Here is a 22494-nt window from a genome sequence, read left to right as displayed (position 1 = left end):
GCGGCTCCTAGCCTCGGAGGCTCGTCGGGATCAGCAGTCCGTTGGTGGTGACCTCGAACTCCACGCCCGCTCCGTACAGCGTGCTCGTGGACTCCGCGAACGGCATCACCTCGAGGTTACCGATCGCCGAGGCCTGCGCGGCGGTCCACGCGTCGCAGCTGTCCTCGCCGGCCAGCTGCTGCGCCTCGGCCGTCAGGTCGAAGAACTCCTGGTTGGTGTTGTACGTCCAGTTGCCGCCGTCCGGGGGGAACGGACCCGAGAGGATGCCGGCCCAGGTGGAGGGCAGCGTGGTGGAGATCGGGGCCCAGATGAGGTCCCAGTCGCCGCCCTGGAAGATGACGTCGGTGTACGACGACGACGGTGCCGGAGTGACCTCGACGCCGATCTCGCCCAGCTGCTGCTGGATGAGCTCGATGCCGGCCACGACCGACTGCGCCTCGGTGGACGGGTAGACGAAGGTGAGCTCCAGCTTCGCGCCGTCCTTCTCCCGCACGCCGTCGGCGCCCACGGTCCAGCCGGCCTCGTCGAGCGATGCGGCCGCCGCGTCGGCGTCGAAGCCGATGAGCGACGTGGTGGCATCCGCCCCGACGCACACCGCGGTGAACGAGGAGACGAGCGAGGTCATCAGCTCGCCGCGTCCACCGGTGGAGACCGAGGCGACCTCGTCGCGGTCGATGCCGCCGGCGATGCCCTCCCGCACCAGCAGGTCGTTGGTCGGGCGTCCCTCCGACTGGTTGAAGAACATCAGGCCGGGACGGGCGGGCACGTCGATCGTGAACAGATCGCCGCTCTCCAGCCGGTCGCGATCCGTGCCGCCGACCTCGGCGACGTTGATCTCGGAAGACAGGAGCATGTTCGCGCGCGTGGGCTCGGTGTCGACGACCTCCAGCTCGACGGTCTTCGGCAGCCCCTCGGTGTCGCTCGTGACGTCGCCGGGACCCCACGTGTAGTCGTCGCGCAGGGCGAGCGTGTAGGTCTGCCCGGGCGAGGAGTCCTCGAGCGTGTAGATGCCGGTGCCGACGGGGGTGGAGTCGAGCGACGCGGGGTCCTCGATGCCGGCTGCGCACACGACCGGCATCTGGCCGATGTTGCTGAGCAGGAAGCTCTGCGGCTGCGCGCTGGTGAACGTGACGGTGCGCGAGGCGTCGTCGGCCTCGACGGTCAGGCCCTCGGCGGGGAAGTAGACGCCGGAGTAGGGCGATGCCGTCTCGGGGTCTGCGGCGTAGTCGAACGAGGCCTTGACGTCGGAGGCGGTGAGCTCGGAGCCGTCCGTGCAGACGATCCCCTCCTTCAGCACGAACGACACCTCGGTCGTCGACTCCGTCCAGCTCTCGGCGAGCAGGCCCTCGGCGTCCTTGCCGTGGGCGAACGACATGAGGGTCTCGTACAGGTAGGCCGAGACCTCCTGCCCCGCCTGCGTCGCGTTCGTGATCGGGTTGAGCGAACCCGGGTCGGCGGCGATGGCGATGGTGGCCTTCTCGACCGCTCCGCCTCCTGACCCGTCTCCCCCGCCGGCGCAGCCGGTCAGGGCGAGTGCCGTCACGCCGACGACCGCGGCTACGATGCTGCGTCTCATGGGTGTCCTCTCTTCACGGAACCCTCGGGCGGGTTCCAACTCATTGAATATTATGAATTGCTCTTTATTGCCTCGTGTCGGCGGTGTTTCGGGTTTGTTACCGGTCACGAGTGGTCGTCGAGAAGGGCGGCGGCGCCCATCACCGACTTCAGCTCGAGGAACTCCTCGAACCCGTGCACGCCGCACTCCCGGCCGACGCCCGACTGCTTGTACCCCCCGAAGGGAGCCCCCACGTCAAGCCCGGCGCCGTTGATGCCGACGGTGCCGGTGCGCATGCGCAGCGCGACCTCGAGGGCGCGTCGAGGGTCGCTCGACCACACGCCGCCCGACAGGCCGTACACGCTGTCGTTCGCCAGGTCGACAGCCTCATCGACCGTGGCGTACGGAGTGATCGTGAGCACCGGGCCGAAGACCTCCTCGTGGAAGATCCTCATGTCGGGTGTCACATCGGCGAAGATCGTGGGCTGCACGTAGGCGCCGCCGGCCGTCGGTTCGACGATATCGAGGCCGCCGGTCAGCACGCGCGCACCCTCGGCGATCGCCGTCTCGATGTGCGACCGCACCCGCTCGCGCTGCAGCGCCGAGGCGACCGGCCCGGTGGCCGTCCCCTCCGCGCGCGGGTCGCCGGGCGCCCAGCCCGCCGCGGCCTCGACGGCCGCGCGCTCCCACGCCTCCCGCATGCCCTCCGGCACCAGCACGCGCGTCTGCGCCGCGCAGGTCTGTCCGGCGTTCGCGAAGCACGAGGCGAGGACCCCCCGCACGGACTCGTCCAGCGGCGCGTCGTCGAGCACGATCGCCGCCGACTTGCCCCCGAGCTCCAGCGCGACCTTCTTGATGGTCGCGGCGGCGGCGCGCGCCACCTGCTCCCCCACCTGGCGCGAACCCGTGAAGGTGACCATGTCGACGCCGGGGTGCGCCACCAGCGGCGAGCCGACACCGGCGCCGTCGCCGTGCACGATGTTCACGACGCCGGCCGGTAGCCCGGTCTCGCGGAGGATGTCGCCCACGATCGCGGCGTTCAGCGGCGCGACCTCGCTGGGCTTGAGCACCACGGTGCAGCCGGCGAGGATCGCGGCGCCCACCTTGAGCATGATCTGGTGCAGGGGGAAGTTCCAGGGCGTGATCGCGGCGACCACACCGACCGGCTCCGCGACCACGAGGGAGTTCGAGACCGCCTCGCGCTCGACGTGCGCGCGGGCGGCCTCGACCAGCCGGGCGAGGTCGGCGATCGCGACGCCCACCTGGGCGGAGCGCGCGAACGCGATCGGCGACCCCATCTCCGCGCTCAACGTCGCAGCGAGCAGCTCACGGTGGCGCGCCAACCCCTCGGCGAGCGCCTCGACATGAGCGATCCGCTGCGACATCGGCGTCGTCGACCAGGTGCCGAACGCGCCCGCGGCCGCAGCCACCGCACGATCCACATCGGCGGGTCCGCCAGCCACGACGGCACCGATCACGGTGCCGTCGGCCGGGCTGACGACATCGATCGAGGCCTGCCCTGCGGCATCCTCCCTGATGCCGGCGATGTCGTGCCCGATGACCATGTCAGACCCCCGCCTGCCGCACGAGATGCGCATCGGGGGCGAGCGGCGCCGGGCGCGGCACACCCTCGTGGATCAGGTGCCACGGCGACGGGAACTCGCCGACCGGCACGTTGATGAGGATCGGCTCGTTCGCGGGCACGGCGTCGGCCAGCACCCCCGAGAGCTCCTGCGGGGTGGTGGCCCGTGCGGAGCGGATGCCGAACGCCTCCGCGAGCGTGCCGTAGTCCGGATTGGTGAGGTCGCTGGCGAAGTAGCGTGCCCCGTACCGGTTCTTCTGGATGCGGCGCACGTTGCCGTAGAACCCGTCGTGGAACACGATCGTCACGAGGCCGAGACCGTAGCGCTTGGCCGTGGACAGCTCCTGCAGCGTCCAGGAGAAGCCGCCGTCGCCGTTCACCGACACGACGGCGCGGTCGGGGTCGGCCGCCTTGACGCCGAGGGCCGTGGCGAAGCCGTAGCCGAGCGTGCCCTGGTAACCGGGGCCGATGTAGGTGCGCGGCTGGTACGCCGGATAGCAGGCGCTGGCGGCGTAGCCCACCTGCGTGAACTCGCTCACGAAGACGCCGTCTTCGGGGAGCGCGCCGCGGATCGCGGACAGGTACTCGCGCTGCGGGGCGATGTCGGCGAACTGCGCGGCGAGCCAGGTGCGCACGCGGGCGAACTCGCTCTCCCGCGAGTCGCGCGCCGGGGTGCCGACCTCGGCGGCCAGGGCGGCGAGGGCGAGGCGGGCATCGGCGTGCAGCGTCTGCGCGGCGGCACGCGGGCCCTCGAGGTCGGCGGCCTCCGCGTTCACGAGGATCACGGGGGCGCCGTTCGTGTCGACCTGGGTGCCGAACGTCGAGACGAAGCGCGTGCCGACGGCGAGCACCAGGTCGGCGTCCTCCCGGAACGCGCGGAGGGCGAGCGCGTCGAAGGCCAGACGGTGGCGGGCGTCGAGCGCACCGCGGCCGTTCTCGGTCATGAGCACGGGGGCCTCCAGTGCCTCGGCGAGTGCCTGGAGGGCGACCGATGCGTTCGCGGCGAGCACTCCCCCGCCCACCACGATCATCGGGCGCTTGGCCGCGAGCAGGCGGGCGGCGGCGTCGCGGATCTGCTGCTCCTCCGGCACGAGGGGTGCGTCGGCGACACGCTCGGCCGCGACGGCACGCGAGGTGGCGGCCAGCACGTCCGGCGGCACCTCGAGCGCGACGGGGCGAGGGCGGCCGCTGCGCAGCTGCGTGAACGCCTCGCGCACGAGCCCGGGGATCTCATCGGCGGAGCGGGCGGTGCCCGTCCATTTCGTGAGTCGCTGCAGGATGCCCGTCTGGTCGGGGATCTCGTGCAGGGCGCCGAGTCCGCGGCCGATGGCCTGCGAGTCGATCTGCCCCGCGATCAGGAGCATCGGCGAGTTGGCCGAGTAGCCGGTCGCGACGCCGGAGAGGGCGTTGAGCACGCCGGGGCCCGGCACGACCATCGCGACACCGACGTCGCCGGTGCTCCGCGCGTAGCCGTCCGCCATGTAGGTCGTGGCCTGCTCGTTGCGCGCGCAGATGAAGTCGACCTGGTCGGTGCGGGCGTGGAGGGCGTCTGCGGCGGCATCGAGCTGGACGCCCGGGATGCCGAAGATCCGTGAGACTCCCTGGTTGATGAGGGAGTCTGCGAGCAGATCGCCACCGGTGGGGTCGGTCATCTGTTTCCTCTCGTGAGCAGCATTGCGTGATTGACTGTATTAGATACATTCAATTACTGCAAATAGGAGAATCGCCCGCCGCCACCGCCCGGGCGCGGCAGGCGCTCTTTAGGATGTGAGAGATCCGCTCCACAGCCCCGCTCCGACCGAAGGATCCCCGTGGCCAGCACCCAGGAAGAAGCGCGCACGTTCCAGCGCGTCGCGCCCGCGCAGTCCGTCGCCGACCGCGTGGTCACCGAGGTCGAGGCGATGATCAAGACGGAGGGTCTCGAGCCGGGTCATCGCATCGGCACCCGCCAGGAGCTCTGCGAGCAGTTCGGTGTGGCGCCGGCCACGCTCGGCGAGGCGCTGCGGGTGCTGCGGGCGCGCGGCTCGGTCGATCTGCGCCCGGGTCCCGGTGGCGGCATCTTCGTCGCCGACCAGTCCCCGCTGATCCGCCTCGCGCACAGCGTGCTGCGGCTGCGGCAGACCGGTGCTCCGGTGAACGACGTGATCAAGGTGCTGGACGCGCTCGACGAGGCCGTCATGCAGGACGCGGTGCAGCACCGCACGGACGCCGACATCGCCGACCTCGAAGCCGTGATGGCGGAGCTGACCGAGCACTGGCACGACCCCATCGAGGGCCTGCACGGCAACTGGCGGCTGCACCGGCGGATCGCCGAGATCTCCCCCAACGCCGTGCTGCGCACGTTCTACCTCAACCTCGTCGACTACATCGAGGGTGAGACCGCGGGGGCCGCGACCGACGACGCCCTGGCCGTGCCGGGCTTCAGGCAGGACACCGACGAGCGCCTGCGCATCCATGAGGCCCTGATCGACGCGATCCGCTCCGGCGATGTGAAGGTCGGCCGCAAGGCCGTGCTGGACCACCGCACGCTCGGTCGCTGACGCGCGCGCCCCTCGTCTCGCTCCGCTCACTCAGGGAGCACCCCGGCGACGAAACGACGGGCGCCTAGGCGTCGCCGACTCCGACGTGGCGCCAGGCGAGCGCCGCGAGAGCCGCGGCCTGATCGCCCAGCACCGCGTCGTCGAACCGCGCATGCGGCGAGTGGTTCATCGGGATGTCGTCCTGGTCCACATCCGGCGGGGTCGCGCACAGGAACAGGAACGTGCCTGGCACCTCCCTGAGCACGAACGAGAAGTCCTCCGACGCCATCCAGGGCGCATCGATCTCGTCCACGCGGTCCTCGCCGAACTCGGCGCGGAGCACCGCTGCCGCCGCCGCCGTCTCCTCGGCCGTGTTGACCGTGACCGGATAGCCGACGATCACCTCGACGTCGGCCGTGCAGCCGTGCGCCGCGGCGATGCGCTCGATCAGCGGCGGCAGCTCGGCCTGCGCCTGCGCGATCGACGCCTCGGACAGCGTGCGCAGGGTCGCCGCGAAGCCCGCGTCCTCGGGGATCACATTCGTGATCTCCCCCGCGTACAGCGTCGTGACCGACAGCACCACGGGATCGAACACGTCGATGCGGCGCGTGACCCAGGACTGCAGGGCGAGGATCAGCTCGGCCACCACGGGCACGGGATCCACGGCCTGCTGCGGCCTCGACCCGTGCCCTCCCCTCCCGTGCACGCGCACCCGCAGCACGTTGGCGCCCGCCATGATCGTGCCGGACTTCAGCTGGAACGTGCCGCGCGCGCCCGGACCCACGTGGATGCCGTAGGCGGCCTCGACCCGCGTGCCCGCGGCGTCGAGCACGCCGTCGCGGATCATGAGCGGAGCCCCGCCGCCCGCTTCCTCGCCGGGCTGGAACATGAAGACGACGGAGCCGGCGATGCGGTCGCGCCGCCCGGCGAGCAGGCGTGCGGCCCCCACGAGTCCGGCCACGTGCAGGTCGTGCCCGCACGCGTGCATCGCCCCGTTCGCCGACGCGTACTCGAGGCCGGTCTCCTCGACGATGGCGAGCGCGTCCATGTCTCCGCGCAGGAGCACGGACGGGCCGTCGGTCGCGCCGCGCAGCACGGCCGTGACCGAGCTGAGGTCCGATCCGGTCGTGATCTCCAGGCCAAGGCCGTCGATCGCGTCGAGCACGGCGCGCTGCGTCAGCGGCAGGTCGAACCCGGGCTCGGGGATGCGGTGCAGACGACGGCGCAGCTCCACCAGCTCCGGCTGCAGGCGTGCGGCGTCGTCGTGCAGCGTCATCCGTTCCCCTCCTGCGCCGCGGATGGCGCCGAGTACACCGTGCGCCCGTCGATGAGCACCTCCCGCACGGTCGAGGCGACGTCGAGCGGGTCTCCGGTCCACAGAACCACATCCGCGTCGCGGCCGGGCTCCAGCGCGCCGACCCGGTCGTCGATGCCGGCGATGGCCGCGGCCGTCGAGGTCATCGCCGCGAGCGCGGTCTCCCTCGGCAGCCCGGCCCGCACGGCCACGGCCGCCTGCATCGCGAGCAGGCCGATGGGCACGACCGGGTGGTCGGTGGTGAGCGCCACGCGCACACCCGCCGCGGCGAGCGCGGCGAGGTTCGCGGGATCGGCTTCGCGTACCTCCACCTTGGAGCGGCTCGACAGGATGGGTCCGTAGATCACGGGCACGTCGCGCGCGGCGAGGATGCCGGCGAGCTTGTGCGCCTCGGTGCCGTGATTGAGGACGAGGCGCAGCCCGAACTCGTCGGCGATGCGCAGCGCCGTGGCGATGTCGTCGTGCCGGTGCGCGTGCTGCTCCCACGTGAGCGTGCCGTCGAGGGCTTCCGTGAGCGCCTGCTTTCCGAGGTCCACGGCGAACGGCGTGCCGTCGGCGCGGGCCTTGTCACGCCGGACCGCGTAGTCCTGCGCGTCGCGCAGCGCCTGACGGATGACGAGGGCGATGCCGAGCCGGGTCGATGGCAGCTGCTTGCGCTCCCCGTAGGCCTGCTTGGGGTTCTCGCCGAGCGCCGACTTCATGCCGAGCGCCGCGCGGATCACCTGCTCGTCGACCGAGCGCCCTCCCGCCGTCTTGATGGCGACGCTCTGCCCGCCGATCGGGTTGCCCGATCCCGGCTTCACGACCACGGCGGTGATGCCACCGGCGAGCGCGTCGCGGAAGGCGATGTCCTCGATGTTGACGGCGTCGACGGCCCGCACGCCGGCGGTGACCGGCGACGAGACCTCGCTGCCGTCGAACCCGGCGGGGCCGTTGGCCTCCTCGTGCGCGCCGATGTGGCTGTGCGGGTCGATGAGGCCGGGCAGCACCCAGCATCCGGCGGCGTCGATCACCCGGGCGCCCTCGGGCACGGCGAGCCCTGTGCCGACGGCCTCGATGCGCCCGTCGGACAGCAGCACGGTGCCGCTCTCGATCTCCTCGCCCAGGCCCGTGACGACCCGCCCTCCCACGATCGCGACGGCATCCGTCATGCGTTCTCCTCGTCTTCCTCGGCGCGACGCTCGACCAGCTCGCGCGTCTTCGTCAGCAGCTCGTCGACGTCCAGGCTGAGGATGCCGGCGGCCGGGTCCACGCGCACCACGATGCCGTCGTCGCACCGGGGCGGCTCGCCGCTCAGGTCGACGAGCGGATCGTCGACCCAGATCCACGGCAGACCGTCCGCGTACCGGCGGATGTGCGCGAGCTTGTCGAACTGCACGGGCAGGAACGGCCACGGCTCCTCCGGCAGCTCGAGCGGCTCGCGGAACGCGGTGTGCGCGTTGTGGCCCCACTCCGACGCCCACACGATGTCGAAGTGCTCCGCCAGCTCGTGCAGCCGCTGCGCCGCGGCGTCGGGGATGGCGACGTCGCGCACCCACCGCCCCCACGCCGACAGGTGGTGCGTGCTCACCGGCACGGCCGGCTCGCCCTCGATCACGACGACGTCGCTGATGCCCAGCACGAGGACCGGACGGTCCCCGCGGGGCGGCCGCGCCGTGTACTTGGCCATGTCAGTCGTCCACCGCGTCGGCGAGCAGCGGCGCGTCGGGCGCGCCCTCGAAGTAGTTGCCACCCTCGATGCGGATCAGCCGCTCCGACTCGTCGAAGAACACGCCCACCGGGTCGCCGCCGCCCGCCACGGCCCGGTGCTGCTTGGCCATCATGCGCCGGATCATCGCGATGCCCTGGTCGGTGGTGGTGAGGTGATCCTCGGAGTGCAGCGAGATGGCGCCCTGCGACTTCTGCGCCTCGTAGTCGCCGGGCAGCCGCTGGTGCTCCAGGTCGGTGAGCTCCTTCCACGGCTTGCCCTCGTGGGTGGAGCGCAGCTTGGTGAGGAAGTCGGGGTCGCTGTCGCGCGCGACCGTGAAGATGCGGAAGTTGGTGTCGTCCATCGGCACCACCCAGCCGATCATGTTCGTCTGTCCGGAGGCGAGCTTGGGGCTCGCCACCACGCGCAGGTTCGGGAAGATCACCTCGGTCACGCGGCGCAGCTGCCGGCCGTCGCCGAGGTCGCGCATCTGGATGCTCCGAACGCCCAGCGGCGTGTACTCGTACTCGACCTCGGGGATCAGCGCCATCTCCGGCGTGAACTGGTTGCCGCTGAACCGGGCGTGCAGGATCGGCACGTGGAACGGGTCCATCACGTTCTCCCAGTGCTGCAGCCAGTTGAAGTCGAGCTGTGCCGGGCCGCCTCCGCCCACGCCCTGGTCGTTCACGATGAGCTGCTCGTCGGCGGCCAGCTCCTCGAGCGTGTCGTAGCGCGGCAGCACCGGCTTCTTGTCGGGCGGGCCCATGTAGGCCCAGATCAGGCCGTACTGCTCCTCGACGGGGTACCACGGCTGGCGTACGCGATCGCGGTGCAGTCCCAGGTCGGGCTCGCACGGCTGCTCCAGGCAGTGCCCCTCGGTGTCGAACACCCAGCCGTGGTAGCAGCAGCGGATGCCCTCGTCCTCGACCCCGCCGTAGAACAGCGACGAGCCGCGGTGGATGCAGCGCGGGTGCAGCAGACCCGCCTTGCCCTTGCGGGTGCGGAACAGCACGAGCTCCTCGCCCAGCACGCGCAGCGAGAGGGGTCGTGTCGTCGCATCCTCGACCTTCGCGACCGGGTGCCAGTAGCGGCGCAGCACCTCACCGTAGGGGGTGCCAGGACCCACCTGGGCGAGCTCGTTCAGCGGCTGCCCGAGGCGCAGCCCGTATGCGGTTCCGGTGTCCATGGTCGCTCCGTTCGTGGGGGGGGTCAGATGTCGAGGACGAGACGGTCGCCGAGCGAACGGGAGACGCAGATCATCATCGTCTCGTTGCTCTCGCGCTCGTCGGGGGTGAGGATCGAGTCGCGGTGCTCGGGCGCCCCGTCGACGACGGCGGTCTCGCACGTGCCGCACACGCCCTCCAGGCAGGAGCTGGGCACGCCGATACCGGCGTTCTCGAGCATCTCGAGGATGCTGCACCCGCGGTCCACCGTGACGACGAGGTCGGACCGGCTGGCGACCACCTCGAACGACTCGGCGCCCTGCGATTCGCCGAAGGTCTTCGCCTGGAAGCGCTCGACGTGCAGCACCCCGCGCGGCCATCCGGCGCTCAGCTCTTCCAGCGCATCGAGCATGCGCTCCGGACCGCACGCGTACACTCCGGTCTCGGCGGAGGGCGCACCGATCCAGGCGGCCAGGTCGAGCCGGTCGTCGACGTCGCCGCGCACGAGCAGCAGTTCGCCGCCCGCGAGCTGGGTCGAGGAGAGGAATGCCATGCGCTCCCCCGCCGAGCCGAGGTACGCGAGCCGCCACGGAACGCCGCGGCGGGTGGCCTCCTTCAGCATCGGCAGGATGGGCGTGATGCCGATGCCGCCGGCCACGAAGACGTAGTCGTCCGCCGGCGCGAGTGCGAAGTGGTTGATGGGGGCGGAGGCCGTGACGGGGTCACCGACGCGCAGCGTCTGGTGCACGTAGCGGGAGCCGCCGCGGCTCGGGCTCTCGGCGAGCACCGCGATGCGCCAGGCGGTGCGGTCGCCGGGGTCGGAGCACAGCGAGTACTGGCGTTCGACGCCGTTCGCGAAGCGGAGGTCGATGTGCGCTCCCGGCTCCCAGGCCGGCAGTTCGGCGCCGGTGGGGTCGTCGAGCTCGAGGGACAGCACGTCCTTCGCCTCCTGGCGCATGGCGCGCACGCGCAGGGCGAGGCGCTGTTCCGGGGAATCGACCGCAGTGTGGGGCACCGTCGCTCCGCTCCTTCCGTCGCATCCGATCGCCGCGGATCGGATTGACAACATTCTTTATATTCAATTGCGATAGTATGAAGTCCGCTCGGGCCTGTCAAACGGACACGGCTGCAGGAGCGCACACGAGAGAAGGGCCATCGGATGTCGGAGCTGAGACTGCGGGGAGACCTGGACGCTATCCCCGGCTACAAGCCGGGCAAGGCGGCACCGCAGACCGAGACCACCGGGCCCGTGCACAAGATCTCGTCGAACGAGAACCCCTATCCCCCGCTCCCCTCGGTGACCGCCGCGATCGCCGACGAGCTCGCCACCATCAACCGCTACCCCGAGACCGCGGCCACCGCCCTCACCACCGAGCTGTGCGCGCGCTTCGGTGTCGAGCCCGTCAACGTGGTGCTCGGCAGCGGCTCGGTCGAGGTCGTGTCGCAGCTGATGCGGGCCACCGCCGGCGAGGGTGACGAGGTGCTGTTCGCCTGGCGCTCGTTCGAGGCGTACCCGATGCTGGCCAGGGCCGCCGGAGCCGTACCCGTGATGGTGCCGCTCACCGCCGACCACCGCCACGACCTCGACGCCATGCTCGCCGCCATCACCGACCGCACGCGCCTGATCCTCGTGTGCAACCCGAACAACCCGACCGGCACGACCGTCGGCGACGCCGAGCTCGACCGGTTCCTGTCGCAGGTGCCGGCGCACATCGTCGTGGTGATCGACGAGGCGTACGTGCAGTTCAACGACCGCGCCGACTCGCCCGTGGGCATCGAGTACTTCCGCCGCTACCCCAACGTGGCCGTCGCGCACACGTTCTCGAAGGCGTACGGGCTGGCCGGCATGCGGGTGGGCTACGCCATCGCCCCCGAGCAGCTGGGCATCGCGCTGCGCAAGGTCGCCATCCCGTTCGGCGTCACGAACCTCGCCCAGACCGCCGCGGTCGCCTCCCTCGCTGCGGAGGACGAGCTGCAGGAGCGCATCGACGCCCTCGTGCAGGAGCGCGAGCGCGTCGTCACCGCCTTCGCCGCCGCCGGGATCACCGTGCCCGAGAGCCGCGGCAACTTCGTCTGGCTGCCGCTGGGCGACACGACCGCCGCAGTCGCCGAACTGCTGGAGCACCACGGGCTGCTCGTGCGCCCGTTCCCCGGCGAGGGCCTGCGGGCCACCGTGGCCGAGACCGAGGCGAACGATCGCCTCATCGCGCTCGCACCGCAGATCGCCGCACTGCTCGCCCCGGTGCCGGTCGCGGGCTGACGCCGGGCCGCTCCGGGCGGGTCAGCCGTCGATGAACGCGGCGAACCGGGCGAGCGCGGCGCTCACGGCATCGGGGTCGCCCGGCTCGGTGAACAACTCGGGATCGGCCGTATGCGCGGCGGCCGCGTGGGTCCAGCAGCCGATGACGCGTCCGTCCTCCACGATCGTCGCGCGCACCATGCCGTTCTTGCCCGGGCCGACGCGACCCAGGTACGCCGGGTCGCACACGGGCGTGCGGTCGGCGTAGGAGATGTAGTACTCGTCGAACGCGGGCAGCGCCTGCACCGACGGCGCGGCGGGCGCCCGGCGCGGATGCGCGACCGCGGTGAACAGGCCCTCCGCGACCTCGGTCACGCGCCCGGCGGCGCGCGCGGCGGCCTCCCTCGACTGCCCGAGGGTGAGCCCGGACCACCACGCGAAGTCCGCGACGCCCGCGGGGCCGTGACCGTCGATGTAGCGCACGAACAGCTCGGCCAGCGGGTCGTCCGGCCGCTCGTGCGCACGGATGTGCTCCTCGACGAGCACGAACCGCTGGTCGCGCGTGATGCCGGAGCGCGGCACGATCGGCCCCTGACACACGAGCCCATCGATGGTCAGGTCGAACAGGAGGTGGATGCCGCGCTGGCCCGACGGGTCGATGCCCGCAGCCTCCCACACCGCGAAGACCTCGGCCCGCGTGAGCCCGCCGTCGCGCAGTCGCGGGACGAGCGCCTTCACCGCGGTCGCCGTGACCTCCGCGTCGATCCCGAGCTGCCGCTGCCGGGAGGCCGCCTGCTGCCGCTGCCGCTCGGCCGTGACCTCCAGCATCCAGCCGAGGTCGCGCGCGGGCACGGTGTGCAGCGTGCCGCGCATGGTCCACGCGCGCACGAGCTCCCCGCGGGCGAACGCGGCGTCCACATCGCGCAGGCGGACGGCGCCCCTGGCGCGGCAGGCCAGTGCCCACCGGCCGGCCGTGAGGTCTTGGCTCTGCACGGCCAGCAGGTGGCGCGCGGCGTCGGCGACCGTCGGCGCCGGCGCGGTCAGACGGTGGGAGCGGAGGCGCTCGGACAGCAGGGCCGCGGGAGTCATGCCCCCATCATGGCGGGTGCCTCCCCCATTCGCGGGTCAGGCCTGCAGCGTGACCTCGCGGCGCTCCGGAAGCACGATCGGGTGCGACCCGGCCATGACCTCCAGCACCCGGATGACCTGGCACGAGTAGCCGAACTCGTTGTCGTACCAGACGTAGAGGATGAGGGTGTTGCCGTGGGCGACGGTCGCGAGCCCGTCGACGATGCCCGCCCTGTGCGATCCCACGAAGTCGGTGGAGACGACGTCGGGGCTCTCGACGTAGTCAATCTGCTGGCGCAGCTTCGAGTGCAGCGAGATGCGCCGCAGGTAGTCGTTGACCTGCTCCTTCTCCACGGGGCGCTCGCAGGTCAGGTGCAGCACCGCGAGCGACACGTCGGGCGTGGGCACGCGGATGGAGCTGCCGGTGAGCTTGCCCTCCAGCTGCGGCAGCGCCTTGGCGACCGCCTTCGCGGCACCGGTCTCGGTGATGACCATGTTGAGCACGGCCGAGCGGCCGCGGCGATCGCCCTTGTGGAAGTTGTCGATGAGGTTCTGGTCGTTCGTGAACGAGTGCACGGTCTCCACGTGCCCGGCGACCACGCCGTAGGCCTCGTCGATCGCGGCGAGCACCGGGGTGATCGCATTGGTGGTGCAGGACGCCGCCGAGACGATGCGGTCCTCCGGCGTGACGTCGGCGTCGTTGATGCCGTGCACGATGTTCTTCAGCGCGCCCTTGCCCGGCGCGGTCAGCAGCACGCGCGCGACCCCGGCGGACCGCAGGTGCTGCGAGAGCCCGGCCTCGTCGCGCCAGCGGCCGGTGTTGTCGACGACGATCGCGTCGTGGATGCCGTAGGCGGTGTAGTCGATCGTGGCGGGGTCGTCGGAGTAGATCACCTGGATGCGGGTGCCGTTGGCGATGATCTGCTCGGCCTCCTCGTCGACCGTGACCGAGCCGGCGAAGCGGCCGTGCACCGAGTCGCGCAGCAGCAGCGAGGCGCGCTTGACGAGGTCGTTGTCGGAGCCCCGGCGCACGACGATGGCACGCAGGCGCAGTCCGCTGCCGCCGCCGGTGTGGGCGATGAGGATGCGCGCGAGCAGACGCCCGATGCGACCGAAGCCGTAAAGCACCACGTCGGTCGGGTCGGCGGGCACGGCACCGATCGCGGGGGCCAGCGCCTCTGCCAGGTACTCGTCGAGCGGGCGGCCGCTCGCCGCGTGGCCCTCCGCGAGCCGGGCCACGTCGAGCGAGGAGGCTCCTGGTCCGAGTGCGTGGATGGCCTCGAGCACGGCGAGGGTGTCGTCGATCGAGAGTCGTTCGTGGCCGAGCTGCGCGACGCGGTCGTGCACCTCGACGAGACCGGTCGCCGACAGGCCGAGCAGCCGGTGCCCGTGCAACGACGTGACCACGTCGTGCTCCCGCTTGAGCGCTCCGACGAGCGGGATCATCCGCTCCGCCAGCTCTTCGCTCGCCGTCCATTCGTCGCGGGGTGCCGCGGAATCGTTCATCTGCGTCCTTGCATGTGTGAGCGCGCGCCGAGGTCGCCGGCTCGCGCGAGGTTGCCGGTGGATTCGGGGGATGCCCCCAGCGTACAAGCCGGGCGAGGGCAGCGCCGAATCGGGTGTCCGGGGTCCCCGCCCGTCCGTTCTTTTCGTCTACACTGGTGGAATAATGAGCACTGCACTCTCCGGCGACGGCGCCGACCTGATCATCCGCGGCGGCCGCATCCACACCCTCGACCCGCGCGACACCACCACGTCGGCCCTTGCCGTGCGCGACGGGGTGATCGTCGCCACCGGTGCGGATGCCGAGGCGCTCCCCGCCCGGAGCACGCTCGAGCTCGACGGCCGCACGGTCGTGCCCGGCCTCAACGACGCCCACCTGCACGCCGCCTGGCTCGGCGCCCGCTGGCCCCACCTCTTCTTCTCCGACACCCCGCCGGAGCAGCAGCCGTCCGGCCGCCTGGTCTCCACGGCCGGGGAGCGACGCGCCACCCTGCGACGGGCATGGCGGCTGCTCGCCGAGCTCGGGATCACCAGCTACACCGAACCCGGCATCGGCCCCGGCGAGGACGACGGCGAGACGGGATGCTTCGGCAGCGACATGCTCGACGCCTACGTGGAGCTGCACCGCGAGGGCGCGCAGACCTCCCGCGTCACGCTGCTGCGCCTGTTCGGCACGATCGACGGCGAGAGCACGCTCGACGACTTCGAGCGCGGGCTCCAGACCCCGCCGCCCTCGACCGACGCGCGCTGGCTCGCGATCCCCGGGGTCAAGATCTTCGCCGACGGCATCCCGCCGATGGCCACCGCCTGGACGGACGAGCCCTACGCCGACGGCACGACCGGACACCTGCTCACGCGCGGCGGCGGCGATCCGCTGTCGGCGTTCCAGCGCATGATCGAGCTCGCCGCCGCGCGCGGCCTGCAGATCGCGGTGCACGCCACGGGCGACCGCTCGATCGCCGAGTTCCTCGCGGTGCTGGAACGGCTCGACCCGGGACCCGCCGCGCCGGGACCGCACTACGTCGTGCACGGCGACCTCGCGACGCCCGCGCAGATCGCCCGCATGCGCGACATCGGCGCCGGGTTCGCGATCCAGCCGCTGATCGCCGCGCACACCCACTCGTGGGCCGCCGTCCAGCTGGGCGAGGCACGGGTCGCCGCGGCCTGGCCGCTCGCCGAGATGTTCGGCTCGGGCGCCCTCACCACGTTGACGAGCGACGCCCCGATCGCGACCCCGGACTGGCGCCCGAGCCTCGACGCCTCACTGCGGCTCGTGACCGCGGCGGGCGGGGTGGACGACGCGGAACTGCGGCGACGGCTCCTGCGCGCGATGACCGTGGAGGCCGCGCGGCAGGACGGCGCCGCCGACTGGAAGGGCACGCTCGAGCCGGGTCGCGTCGCCGACCTCACGGTGCTCGACGAGGATCCGCTCGAACCAGGGCGGGCGTTCACCTCCGTCACGGTGGAGCGCACGGTCGTCGACGGCCGGACGGTCTTCGCGCGCGACTGAGGCGGTCCGGCGGCGGACCCCAGCCCGGCGGCGGACCCCGGCCCCGGCGGCGGACCCCGGCCCGGTGGCGGATCGAAAACGTGCCTCACGGCGGCCAGGAAGGCGCGGTTTCGCGCCCGCATCCCTGCGCCACCGCCCGGGGCCCCGGTGCGGGATCGAAAACGTGCCGGAAACCCGCCGGGAAGGCGCGGTTTCGCGCCCGCATCCCCGCACGACACGCGACCGGGACACACGAAAACGGCGGGCGGCATGTTCACGCATGCCGCCCGCCTCTGATCCCCCTCGGACCAGTCTCAGACCACGGTTCTCACACCGCGGTGGCCACCAGCACCCGCGGGCTCCCCGGCAGGGCGATCGTGTCGCGCACCGACCAGCCGGCGTCGCTCAGCCAGCCGCGCACCTCGGACTCCGGGTACACCACGGTGCCGTCGATCACCAGGTACTCCCCCGCGTGGAGGGCGTCGAGCGCGCGCTGCTCGGCGTCGTCGTCGAGGAAGAAGTCGAGCACGGTCAGGGTCGCACCATCGGCCGCGGCCGCCCGCAGGTTGCGGAAGATCTGCGCGTTCTCCTCCGCCGAGAAGCGGTGGATCACATGGTTGGCGAACACGGCGTCGTACGAGCCCTCGGGCGTCGCGGTCGCGGTCTCCCCCACCTCCACGGTCGTGCGGTCGGCCACGCCCGCGGACTGCACGGCCTCGGCCAGGCCGTCCTCGAACCCTGGCGCATACACGAAGGTCGTGTGCAGCTGCGGGTTGCGCGCCATGACCGACAGCGCGAACTCGGCCGAGAGCCCGCCGAAGTCGAGGGCGTTCGTGGCACCGGAGAGGTCGACGAGGCGTCCGAACTCCTGCGCGTGCAGGCGGTTGTACGTCATGACGCCCGCCATGAACGTGCCCCAGCGGGCGTCGTCCATCTGCAGGTCACCCGGCTGGGTGGTGTCGACGGTGTGCGCGAACTGCAGCCAGTGCGGGTAGCTGATCTCGTCGAGGAAGGTGAGGAACGGCGCGAGGTCGATCGCGGCGGCGTCGCCCGTGAGGTAGGCCGCGGCGTCGTCGGCGAGGGCGTAGCGTCCGTCGGTGCGCACGAGCAGCCCCTTGGCCGCCATCGCGTCGGCGAGCAGGCGCGCGATGCGCTCGCTCACCCCGCAGCGCTCGGCGATCGCGCTGACCGTGTCTGCGCCGTCGGCGACGGCGGCGAACAGGCCGATCCGGCTGGCCTGGAACAGCTGCTTGGCGGCCATGTAGCCGGTGGCGATGTCGAGGATCCGCGCGGCGTCCGGCGTGGAGGTGTCGGTCATGGGGTGCCTTTCGATTGTCTACGAACGTGGGAAATAAAGGTCAGGGTGCGGGCCGTCCGACGGGCCCCGGCTCAGTCCGCGAGGAAGTCGCGGACCGCCGCGCGGAACTCCGGCGTGTGCGGCGCCGTGAGGTGGTCCCCCGGCACCCGCTGCACGCGGGCGTCGGGCAGCAGTGCGGCGAGGCCGTCGATGCCCGCCGCCATCGCGTCGTCGGCGCCGCCCAGCAGCAGCACCGGCTGCGCGGGCACGCCGCCCTCGGGCGCGAACGGCTCAGTGGCGAGCCCCTCGATCAGGTCGAGCAGCTCGCCGGCGCGGTTGCCGGGCAGAGTCGCCATGTGCACGATCATCGCGGTCAGCGGATCCGCGGGCGCCGCCCCTCCCCCGACGGCGGCACGGGCAGCCGGAAGGTCGACCAGCGCGAAAGGCTCCCCCGCGCTGAGCCCGCCGAGGACCAGGCGGCGCACCGCCACGCGCGGGTGACGAGCGAGGTCCCAGGCGAGCCGGGCGCCCAGCGAGTAGCCGACCAGATCGATCTCGTCCGGTCCGATCGTCTCGGCGAGCGCGTCGAGCACAGCCGAGGTCGGGACCACGCCGAGCGCCTCCGCCTCACCGTGCGCCGGGAGGTCGATCACGACGCGCGGGCGGTCGCCGAGCACCCCCGTCCACTCCGTCTCCGGCCAGTCCTGGGAGCCGCGCGAGGCGAGGCCGTGCAGGAACACCACGGGTCGAGCTGTCTGTGCGGTCATGCGGCGCCTCCCTGTGCGGACCGGCGCCCCGCGATCAGCGCAGCCGCGCCAGGAACCGGTCGATGTAGCTCTCGTAGTCGGCGATGCGGTCGCCGTCCGGATACATGAGGTTGATGACGGTCGCGCCCACCGCCGCCGAGATGAACTCGTCCGCGAGCGAGCCGTAGTCCTGCTCGCGGATCGACCCCTCGTCGCGGGCCGCCTCCATCCGCTCGATCAGCGAGCGCCGCCACGACGCCAGGTGCCCGCGATACAGCTCCGCGAGCGCCTCGTTCGCCATCGCGTACTCCCACAGCGCCAGCAGCACCCGCCCCGCGGCGATCTGCTCCCGGTCGCGCGGGATGGTCGCCTGCAGGAAGCCCCGCAGCGCATCGTCGGCCGCGACCGGCTCCTCGCCCGCCGCCTGCACGCCCTCCGACATCTGCTGCAGGATCGTCTCGAACGTCGCCGCGACGATGCTCTCCTTGCCGGGGAAGTAGTGCTTCAGAGCCCCGTTCGCGAACCCCGCCTCCGCGGCGATGCTGCGCATCGTCGCAGCCTCGAAGCCGCCCTTCAGGATGATGCTCTTGGCCACCTCGACGATGTCCCGTCGCCGCTGGTCGTGGTCGATGATCTTCGGCATGGCGTCCTTCCGGCCGGGTCCGGGTGAGTGCGAGTTCCGGCCTGGAGCTACCGTACCGCCGCATCGGGCACCTCCCGCAGAGCGAGCCACTGCGCCCGGCGCTCCCGCTGCGCGACCGGGTCGGCCACGGGCGAGGCGAGGCGCAGCCGCTCGGAGTAGGGGTGCCGCGGGGCGCGGGTGACCTGCTCGCCCTCGCCCACCTCCACCAGCTCGCCGCGGTACATCACAGCCACCCGGTGGCACACGCGCCGCACGACGCCGAGGTCGTGCGACACGAACAGGTACGCCACGCCGGTGTCGCGCTGCAGCTCGATGAACAGGTCGAGGATGGTGGCCTGCGTGGTGAGGTCGAGCGCGCTCACGGGCTCGTCGCACACGATCAGCCGCGGTCCGCGCACCAGGGCGCGGGCGATCGCGACGCGCTGCCGCTGACCGCCGGAGAACTCGCTCGGGTAGCGGTCCATGCTGGCCGAGGGCAGCCGCACCCGGTCGAGCATCTCGCGCACCTTCGCCTCGGCGGCCTTCGCGCCGAGGCCGGTCGTGAGCAGCGGCTCGGTGAGGATGTCGCCGATCGTGAGGGCGGGGTTGAGCGAACCGTACGGGTCCTGGAACACGACCTGCACGTCGTCGGCGAGCGCGCGGCGGGCACGACCGCCCAGGCGGCTGATCTCGCGGCCGTCGAAGCGGATGCTCCCCTCGGCCACCGGGGCCAGGCCGAGGATGGCCTTGCCGAGCGTGGACTTGCCCGACCCGGACTCGCCCACGAGCCCGAGGCACTCCCCCGGCGCGATGTCGAGCGAGACCCCGTGCAGCGCGCGGAACGCGGTGCGCCCGCGCCCGTACTCCACCACCAGGTCGCTCACCTCGAGCAGCGGGCGGGTCGCGGTGTCGGTCGCGGCGGTCATGCGGGCACCTCCGTACGGTGGCGGTCGAGCTCGGCGCGGCCGGCGGCGTCGTCGAGCGAGGCGGCGATCAGCTCGCGCGTGTAGGGCTCCGCGGGCGCGGCGAACAGGTCGTCGACCGGTCCGGACTCCACGATGTCGCCGCCGCGCATCACGATCACGCGGTCGCAGATGTCGGCGACGACGCCGAAGTTGTGCGTGACGATCAGCAGCGCCATGCCGTACTCGGCCTGCAGCTCGCGCAGCAGCTCGAGCACCTCGGCCTGCACGGTCACGTCGAGCGCCGTGGTGGGCTCATCGGCCACGAGCAGTGAGGGCCGCCCGGCGATCGCGCCCGCGATGAGCACGCGCTGCGCCATGCCGCCGGACACCTGATGCGGGTAGCTGCGCATGACCCGGTCGGGGTCGGTGAGGCCGACCCGCACGAGCACGGCGCGCGCCCGCTCGGTCGCGGCCGCGCGGCTGAGTCCGTGCACGCGGCGCAGCGGCTCGACCAGCTGGTGCCCGATCGTGTACGAGGGGTCGAGGTTGCTCATGGGCTCCTGCGGCACGTAGCCGATCGTGCGCCCGAGCAGTGCGTGCCGCTGGGCGGGCGTCGCCGCGGTCACGTCGGTGCCGCCCACCCAGATCGCGTCGGCGGTCGCGCGGCCGGTGGAGGGCAGCAGGTCGAGCACCGAGAACACCGTCTGCGACTTGCCCGATCCGGACTCGCCCACGATGCCGACCACCTCGCCGGGGGCGACGTCGAGGGTGACCCCGTGGACGACCTCGGTCTCGCCGTTCGGCGTGGCGTGCACGACGCGCAGGTTCTCGACGCGCAGCGCCGACGAGGCGGCCTCGTGCTGCGCGGCCCCGGTCGGGGCGGGGGCGTCGGCGGCGGCGACCACCGCGGCGTCCTTCCGGCGGCGGGCCCGGGGCGTGCGCACCTGCACGAGCTCCGCGAGGGTCGAGCCCATGATCGCGAGCACCGCGATCGTGAGGCCGAGGGCGGCGGAGGGCCACAGCAGCATCAGCGGGTACGTGAGCATCAGGCGGAAGCCCTCGAGCATCATGGCGCCCCAGCTGGGGACGTTCGAGTCGCCGATGCCGAGGAACTGCAGTCCCGCCTGCATTCCCATCGCGATGCCGGCGGTGAGCGCGGTCTGGATGATCACGGGCGGGTACACGGCGGTGATCACGTGGCGGAAGATGATGCGCCCGTCGGAGAGCCCGGAGACGCGGGCGGCATCGATGTACGGCTCGCCGCGCACCGCGAGCGTCTGCGACCGGGCGATGCGGAAGTACCCGGGCACCATGAACACGCCGACCGTGGCCATCAGCAGCTCGAAGTTGTTGCGGCTGCCGGCGGCGACCACGAGCAGGATGATCATGCCGGGGATCGACTGCAGCGCGTCGCTGATCCAGGTGGCGACCCGGTCGAACACGCCGCCGAAGTAGCCCGCAGCGACGCCGGTGGGCACACCGATCACGAGGGCCGTGACGATCGTGATGAGCGCGCCCCAGAGGGTCGTCCGGGTGCCGTAGATGAGGCGGCTGAGGATGTCGCGGCCGGTGGAGTCTCCGCCGAGGAGGTGCTCGGGCGAGGGCGGCGCCTTGGCGGCGGCGAGGTCGACGAGGTTCGGGTCCATGGGCGCCAGCAGCGGCGCGAAGACGCCGACCAGCACGATGAGCAGGAAGATCGCGAGCGGGAGGTAGCCGCCGGGGTGGCGGAGGAAGCGCCGGAACAGGCTCGAGCGCCGCTTCTGGGCGGCGCGGTCGAACGCGACGCGGATGTCGGTCGTGGTCATGCGACGCGCACCTTCGGGTTGATCCAGCCGAGCACGAGGTCGAGCAGGAGGTTGATCACGACGACGAACACGATGGAGATGACCGTGATGCCCAGGAGCATCGGGATGTCGCCGTTCTGCGAGGACTGGTTCGTGAGCTGGCCGAGGCCGGGGAGGCTGAAGATCTGCTCCACCACGATCGCGCCGGACAGCAGTCCCACGAACATGAGGGCGATCACGGTGAGCGCGGCGGGCGAGGCGTTGCGGAGGATGTGCAGGTTGACCCGCGCGGCGGAGAGCCCGCGGCTGCGGAGCGTGCGCACCCAGTCCTGCCTGCTCTGCGCGATCACGGCGTTGCGCAGCTGCTCCGACACGGCGACGATGCCGCCGAGCGCGAGGGAGATCGCCGGCAGGGTGATCGAGCGCAGCCATCCCTCGACGGACTGCGTCGGCGGCACGTAGCCGACCGCGGGGAACCACTTCAGCTGCACGGCGAGCCACATGACCAGCACCAGGCTCACCCAGAATCCGGGGAGCGCGAACAGCACGACCGAGATGCCCTTGATGATCCGGTCGAACCAGGTGCCGGGGCGCAGCCCGGTGATCATGCCGAACGCGATGCCGATCACGGCCGTGATGAGCGTCGCGAAGGTGACCACCGAGAGCGTCACGGGGACCTTGATCGCGAGCTGGGCGCCGACGGGCTGGAAGTTGCGCCACGACTCGCCGAAGTCGAGGAGCACGGCGTGCGAGAACCAGTCCCAGAACTGCACGATCAGGGGGCGGTCGAGGCCGATCTTCGCGGCCAGGGCCTGCTGTTGCGCGGGGCTCGCGGTGGTGCCCAGCAGCGAGGCGGTCGGGTCGCTGATCGCGAGGTGCGCCAGGAAGAAGGTGCCGATCGAGACCGCGACGAGCAGCAGGATGCCGGACAGCACCCGCTTCGCCGTGAACAGGAGCATGGGGGCCTCTCGGGGTGAGGAGGGTCGGAGGGGGAAGGGTGCCGGGGCGGCCGGTGTCGGG

General features: G+C 72.0%; 19 protein-coding genes. 3 read left to right on the top strand and 16 right to left on the bottom strand.

Features of this window, described 5'->3' with window-relative positions:
* Nucleotides 1–7: 7 nt before the first annotated feature.
* From KZC56_RS10560 to KZC56_RS10550, 3 genes are all read right to left on the bottom strand, one after another.
* Nucleotides 8–1576 carry an ABC transporter substrate-binding protein gene (locus KZC56_RS10560; protein WP_136029067.1) on the bottom strand — a complete coding sequence of 523 codons (1569 nt, stop codon included), beginning with the start codon at nt 1574–1576 and terminating at the stop codon, nt 8–10.
* A gap of 104 nt (nt 1577–1680) precedes the next feature.
* The gene (locus KZC56_RS10555; protein ID WP_247638523.1) at nt 1681–3120 is read right to left on the bottom strand and encodes an aldehyde dehydrogenase family protein; all 1440 of its coding nucleotides are present in this window, start codon (nt 3118–3120) and stop codon (nt 1681–1683) included.
* Between the two features lies 1 nt (nt 3121).
* Nucleotides 3122–4789: a thiamine pyrophosphate-dependent enzyme gene (locus tag KZC56_RS10550; RefSeq protein ID WP_247638522.1), complete on the bottom strand. Its 1668-nt coding sequence runs from the start codon at nt 4787–4789 to the stop codon at nt 3122–3124.
* A gap of 159 nt (nt 4790–4948) precedes the next feature.
* On the opposite strand from KZC56_RS10550, the gene KZC56_RS10545 reads away from it, so the two are divergent.
* Entirely contained in the window at nt 4949–5677 is a 729-nt protein-coding gene (locus tag KZC56_RS10545; RefSeq protein WP_136029061.1) for a FadR/GntR family transcriptional regulator, read from the top strand.
* A 64-nt stretch (nt 5678–5741) separates the two neighbouring features.
* On the opposite strand, the gene KZC56_RS10540 is transcribed toward KZC56_RS10545, so the two are convergent.
* Genes KZC56_RS10540 through KZC56_RS10520 form a run of 5 tightly spaced genes read right to left on the bottom strand, consistent with a single transcriptional unit; the run spans nt 5742 to nt 10836 of the window.
* Nucleotides 5742–6932, bottom strand: a complete 1191-nt coding sequence (locus tag KZC56_RS10540; RefSeq protein ID WP_247638521.1) for a M20 metallopeptidase family protein — start codon at nt 6930–6932, stop codon at nt 5742–5744.
* On the bottom strand, nt 6929–8122 hold the full coding sequence (locus tag KZC56_RS10535; RefSeq protein ID WP_136029057.1) for an amidohydrolase: 1194 nt from the start codon (nt 8120–8122) through the stop codon (nt 6929–6931). The genes KZC56_RS10540 and KZC56_RS10535 overlap by 4 nt, the downstream gene beginning before the upstream one ends.
* On the bottom strand, nt 8119–8640 hold the full coding sequence (locus KZC56_RS10530) for a hypothetical protein (protein ID WP_136035537.1): 522 nt from the start codon (nt 8638–8640) through the stop codon (nt 8119–8121). The genes KZC56_RS10535 and KZC56_RS10530 overlap by 4 nt, the downstream gene beginning before the upstream one ends.
* A 1-nt stretch (nt 8641) precedes the next feature.
* Nucleotides 8642–9844, bottom strand: coding sequence for an aromatic ring-hydroxylating dioxygenase subunit alpha (locus tag KZC56_RS10525; protein ID WP_247638520.1), 1203 nt, complete (start codon nt 9842–9844; stop codon nt 8642–8644).
* A 23-nt stretch (nt 9845–9867) separates the two neighbouring features.
* Nucleotides 9868–10836, bottom strand: coding sequence for a PDR/VanB family oxidoreductase (locus tag KZC56_RS10520; protein ID WP_247638519.1), 969 nt, complete (start codon nt 10834–10836; stop codon nt 9868–9870).
* 144 nt (nt 10837–10980) lie between these two features.
* On the opposite strand from KZC56_RS10520, the gene hisC reads away from it, so the two are divergent.
* Entirely contained in the window at nt 10981–12081 is a 1101-nt protein-coding gene (hisC, locus tag KZC56_RS10515) for a histidinol-phosphate transaminase (protein ID WP_136029051.1), read from the top strand.
* Nucleotides 12082–12102: 21 nt separating this feature from the next.
* On the opposite strand, the gene KZC56_RS10510 is transcribed toward hisC, so the two are convergent.
* Nucleotides 12103–13149 carry a winged helix DNA-binding domain-containing protein gene (locus tag KZC56_RS10510; protein WP_206251568.1) on the bottom strand — a complete coding sequence of 349 codons (1047 nt, stop codon included), beginning with the start codon at nt 13147–13149 and terminating at the stop codon, nt 12103–12105.
* Between the two features lie 36 nt (nt 13150–13185).
* A complete protein-coding gene (locus KZC56_RS10505) occupies nt 13186–14634 on the bottom strand; it encodes a glyceraldehyde-3-phosphate dehydrogenase (RefSeq protein WP_247638518.1) in 1449 nt (482 codons plus the stop codon).
* A gap of 163 nt (nt 14635–14797) precedes the next feature.
* Here KZC56_RS10505 and KZC56_RS10500 point away from each other — a divergent pair, with 163 nt between their 5' ends.
* The gene (locus KZC56_RS10500; protein ID WP_247638517.1) at nt 14798–16141 is read left to right on the top strand and encodes an amidohydrolase; all 1344 of its coding nucleotides are present in this window, start codon (nt 14798–14800) and stop codon (nt 16139–16141) included.
* Between the two features lie 307 nt (nt 16142–16448).
* Here the strand turns inward: KZC56_RS10500 and KZC56_RS10495 are convergent, their stop codons facing one another.
* From KZC56_RS10495 to KZC56_RS10470, 6 genes are all read right to left on the bottom strand, one after another.
* A complete protein-coding gene (locus KZC56_RS10495) occupies nt 16449–17438 on the bottom strand; it encodes a methyltransferase family protein (RefSeq protein ID WP_136029043.1) in 990 nt (329 codons plus the stop codon).
* Between the two features lie 71 nt (nt 17439–17509).
* Complete coding sequence (locus KZC56_RS10490) at nt 17510–18184, bottom strand: alpha/beta fold hydrolase (RefSeq protein ID WP_247638516.1); 675 nt, start codon at nt 18182–18184, stop codon at nt 17510–17512.
* 34 nt (nt 18185–18218) lie between these two features.
* A complete protein-coding gene (locus KZC56_RS10485) occupies nt 18219–18806 on the bottom strand; it encodes a TetR/AcrR family transcriptional regulator (protein ID WP_136029039.1) in 588 nt (195 codons plus the stop codon).
* 47 nt (nt 18807–18853) lie between these two features.
* Nucleotides 18854–19711 carry an ATP-binding cassette domain-containing protein gene (locus tag KZC56_RS10480; RefSeq protein ID WP_247638515.1) on the bottom strand — a complete coding sequence of 286 codons (858 nt, stop codon included), beginning with the start codon at nt 19709–19711 and terminating at the stop codon, nt 18854–18856.
* Nucleotides 19708–21495 (bottom strand): dipeptide/oligopeptide/nickel ABC transporter permease/ATP-binding protein, encoded by a 1788-nt coding sequence (locus KZC56_RS10475; RefSeq protein ID WP_136029035.1) that lies wholly within the window; start codon nt 21493–21495, stop codon nt 19708–19710. Before KZC56_RS10475 ends, KZC56_RS10480 begins: the two co-directional genes overlap by 4 nt.
* Nucleotides 21492–22433 (bottom strand): ABC transporter permease, encoded by a 942-nt coding sequence (locus tag KZC56_RS10470; protein WP_247638514.1) that lies wholly within the window; start codon nt 22431–22433, stop codon nt 21492–21494. Before KZC56_RS10470 ends, KZC56_RS10475 begins: the two co-directional genes overlap by 4 nt.
* Nucleotides 22434–22494 lie beyond the last annotated feature (61 nt).

This window comes from Microbacterium sufflavum, assembly GCF_023091155.1.
GTDB classification, from domain to species: Bacteria; Actinomycetota; Actinomycetes; order Actinomycetales; family Microbacteriaceae; genus Microbacterium; species Microbacterium sufflavum.
The sequence above is the reverse complement of the archived record's forward strand: the minus strand, read 5'-3'. Positions and strand labels throughout refer to the sequence as shown.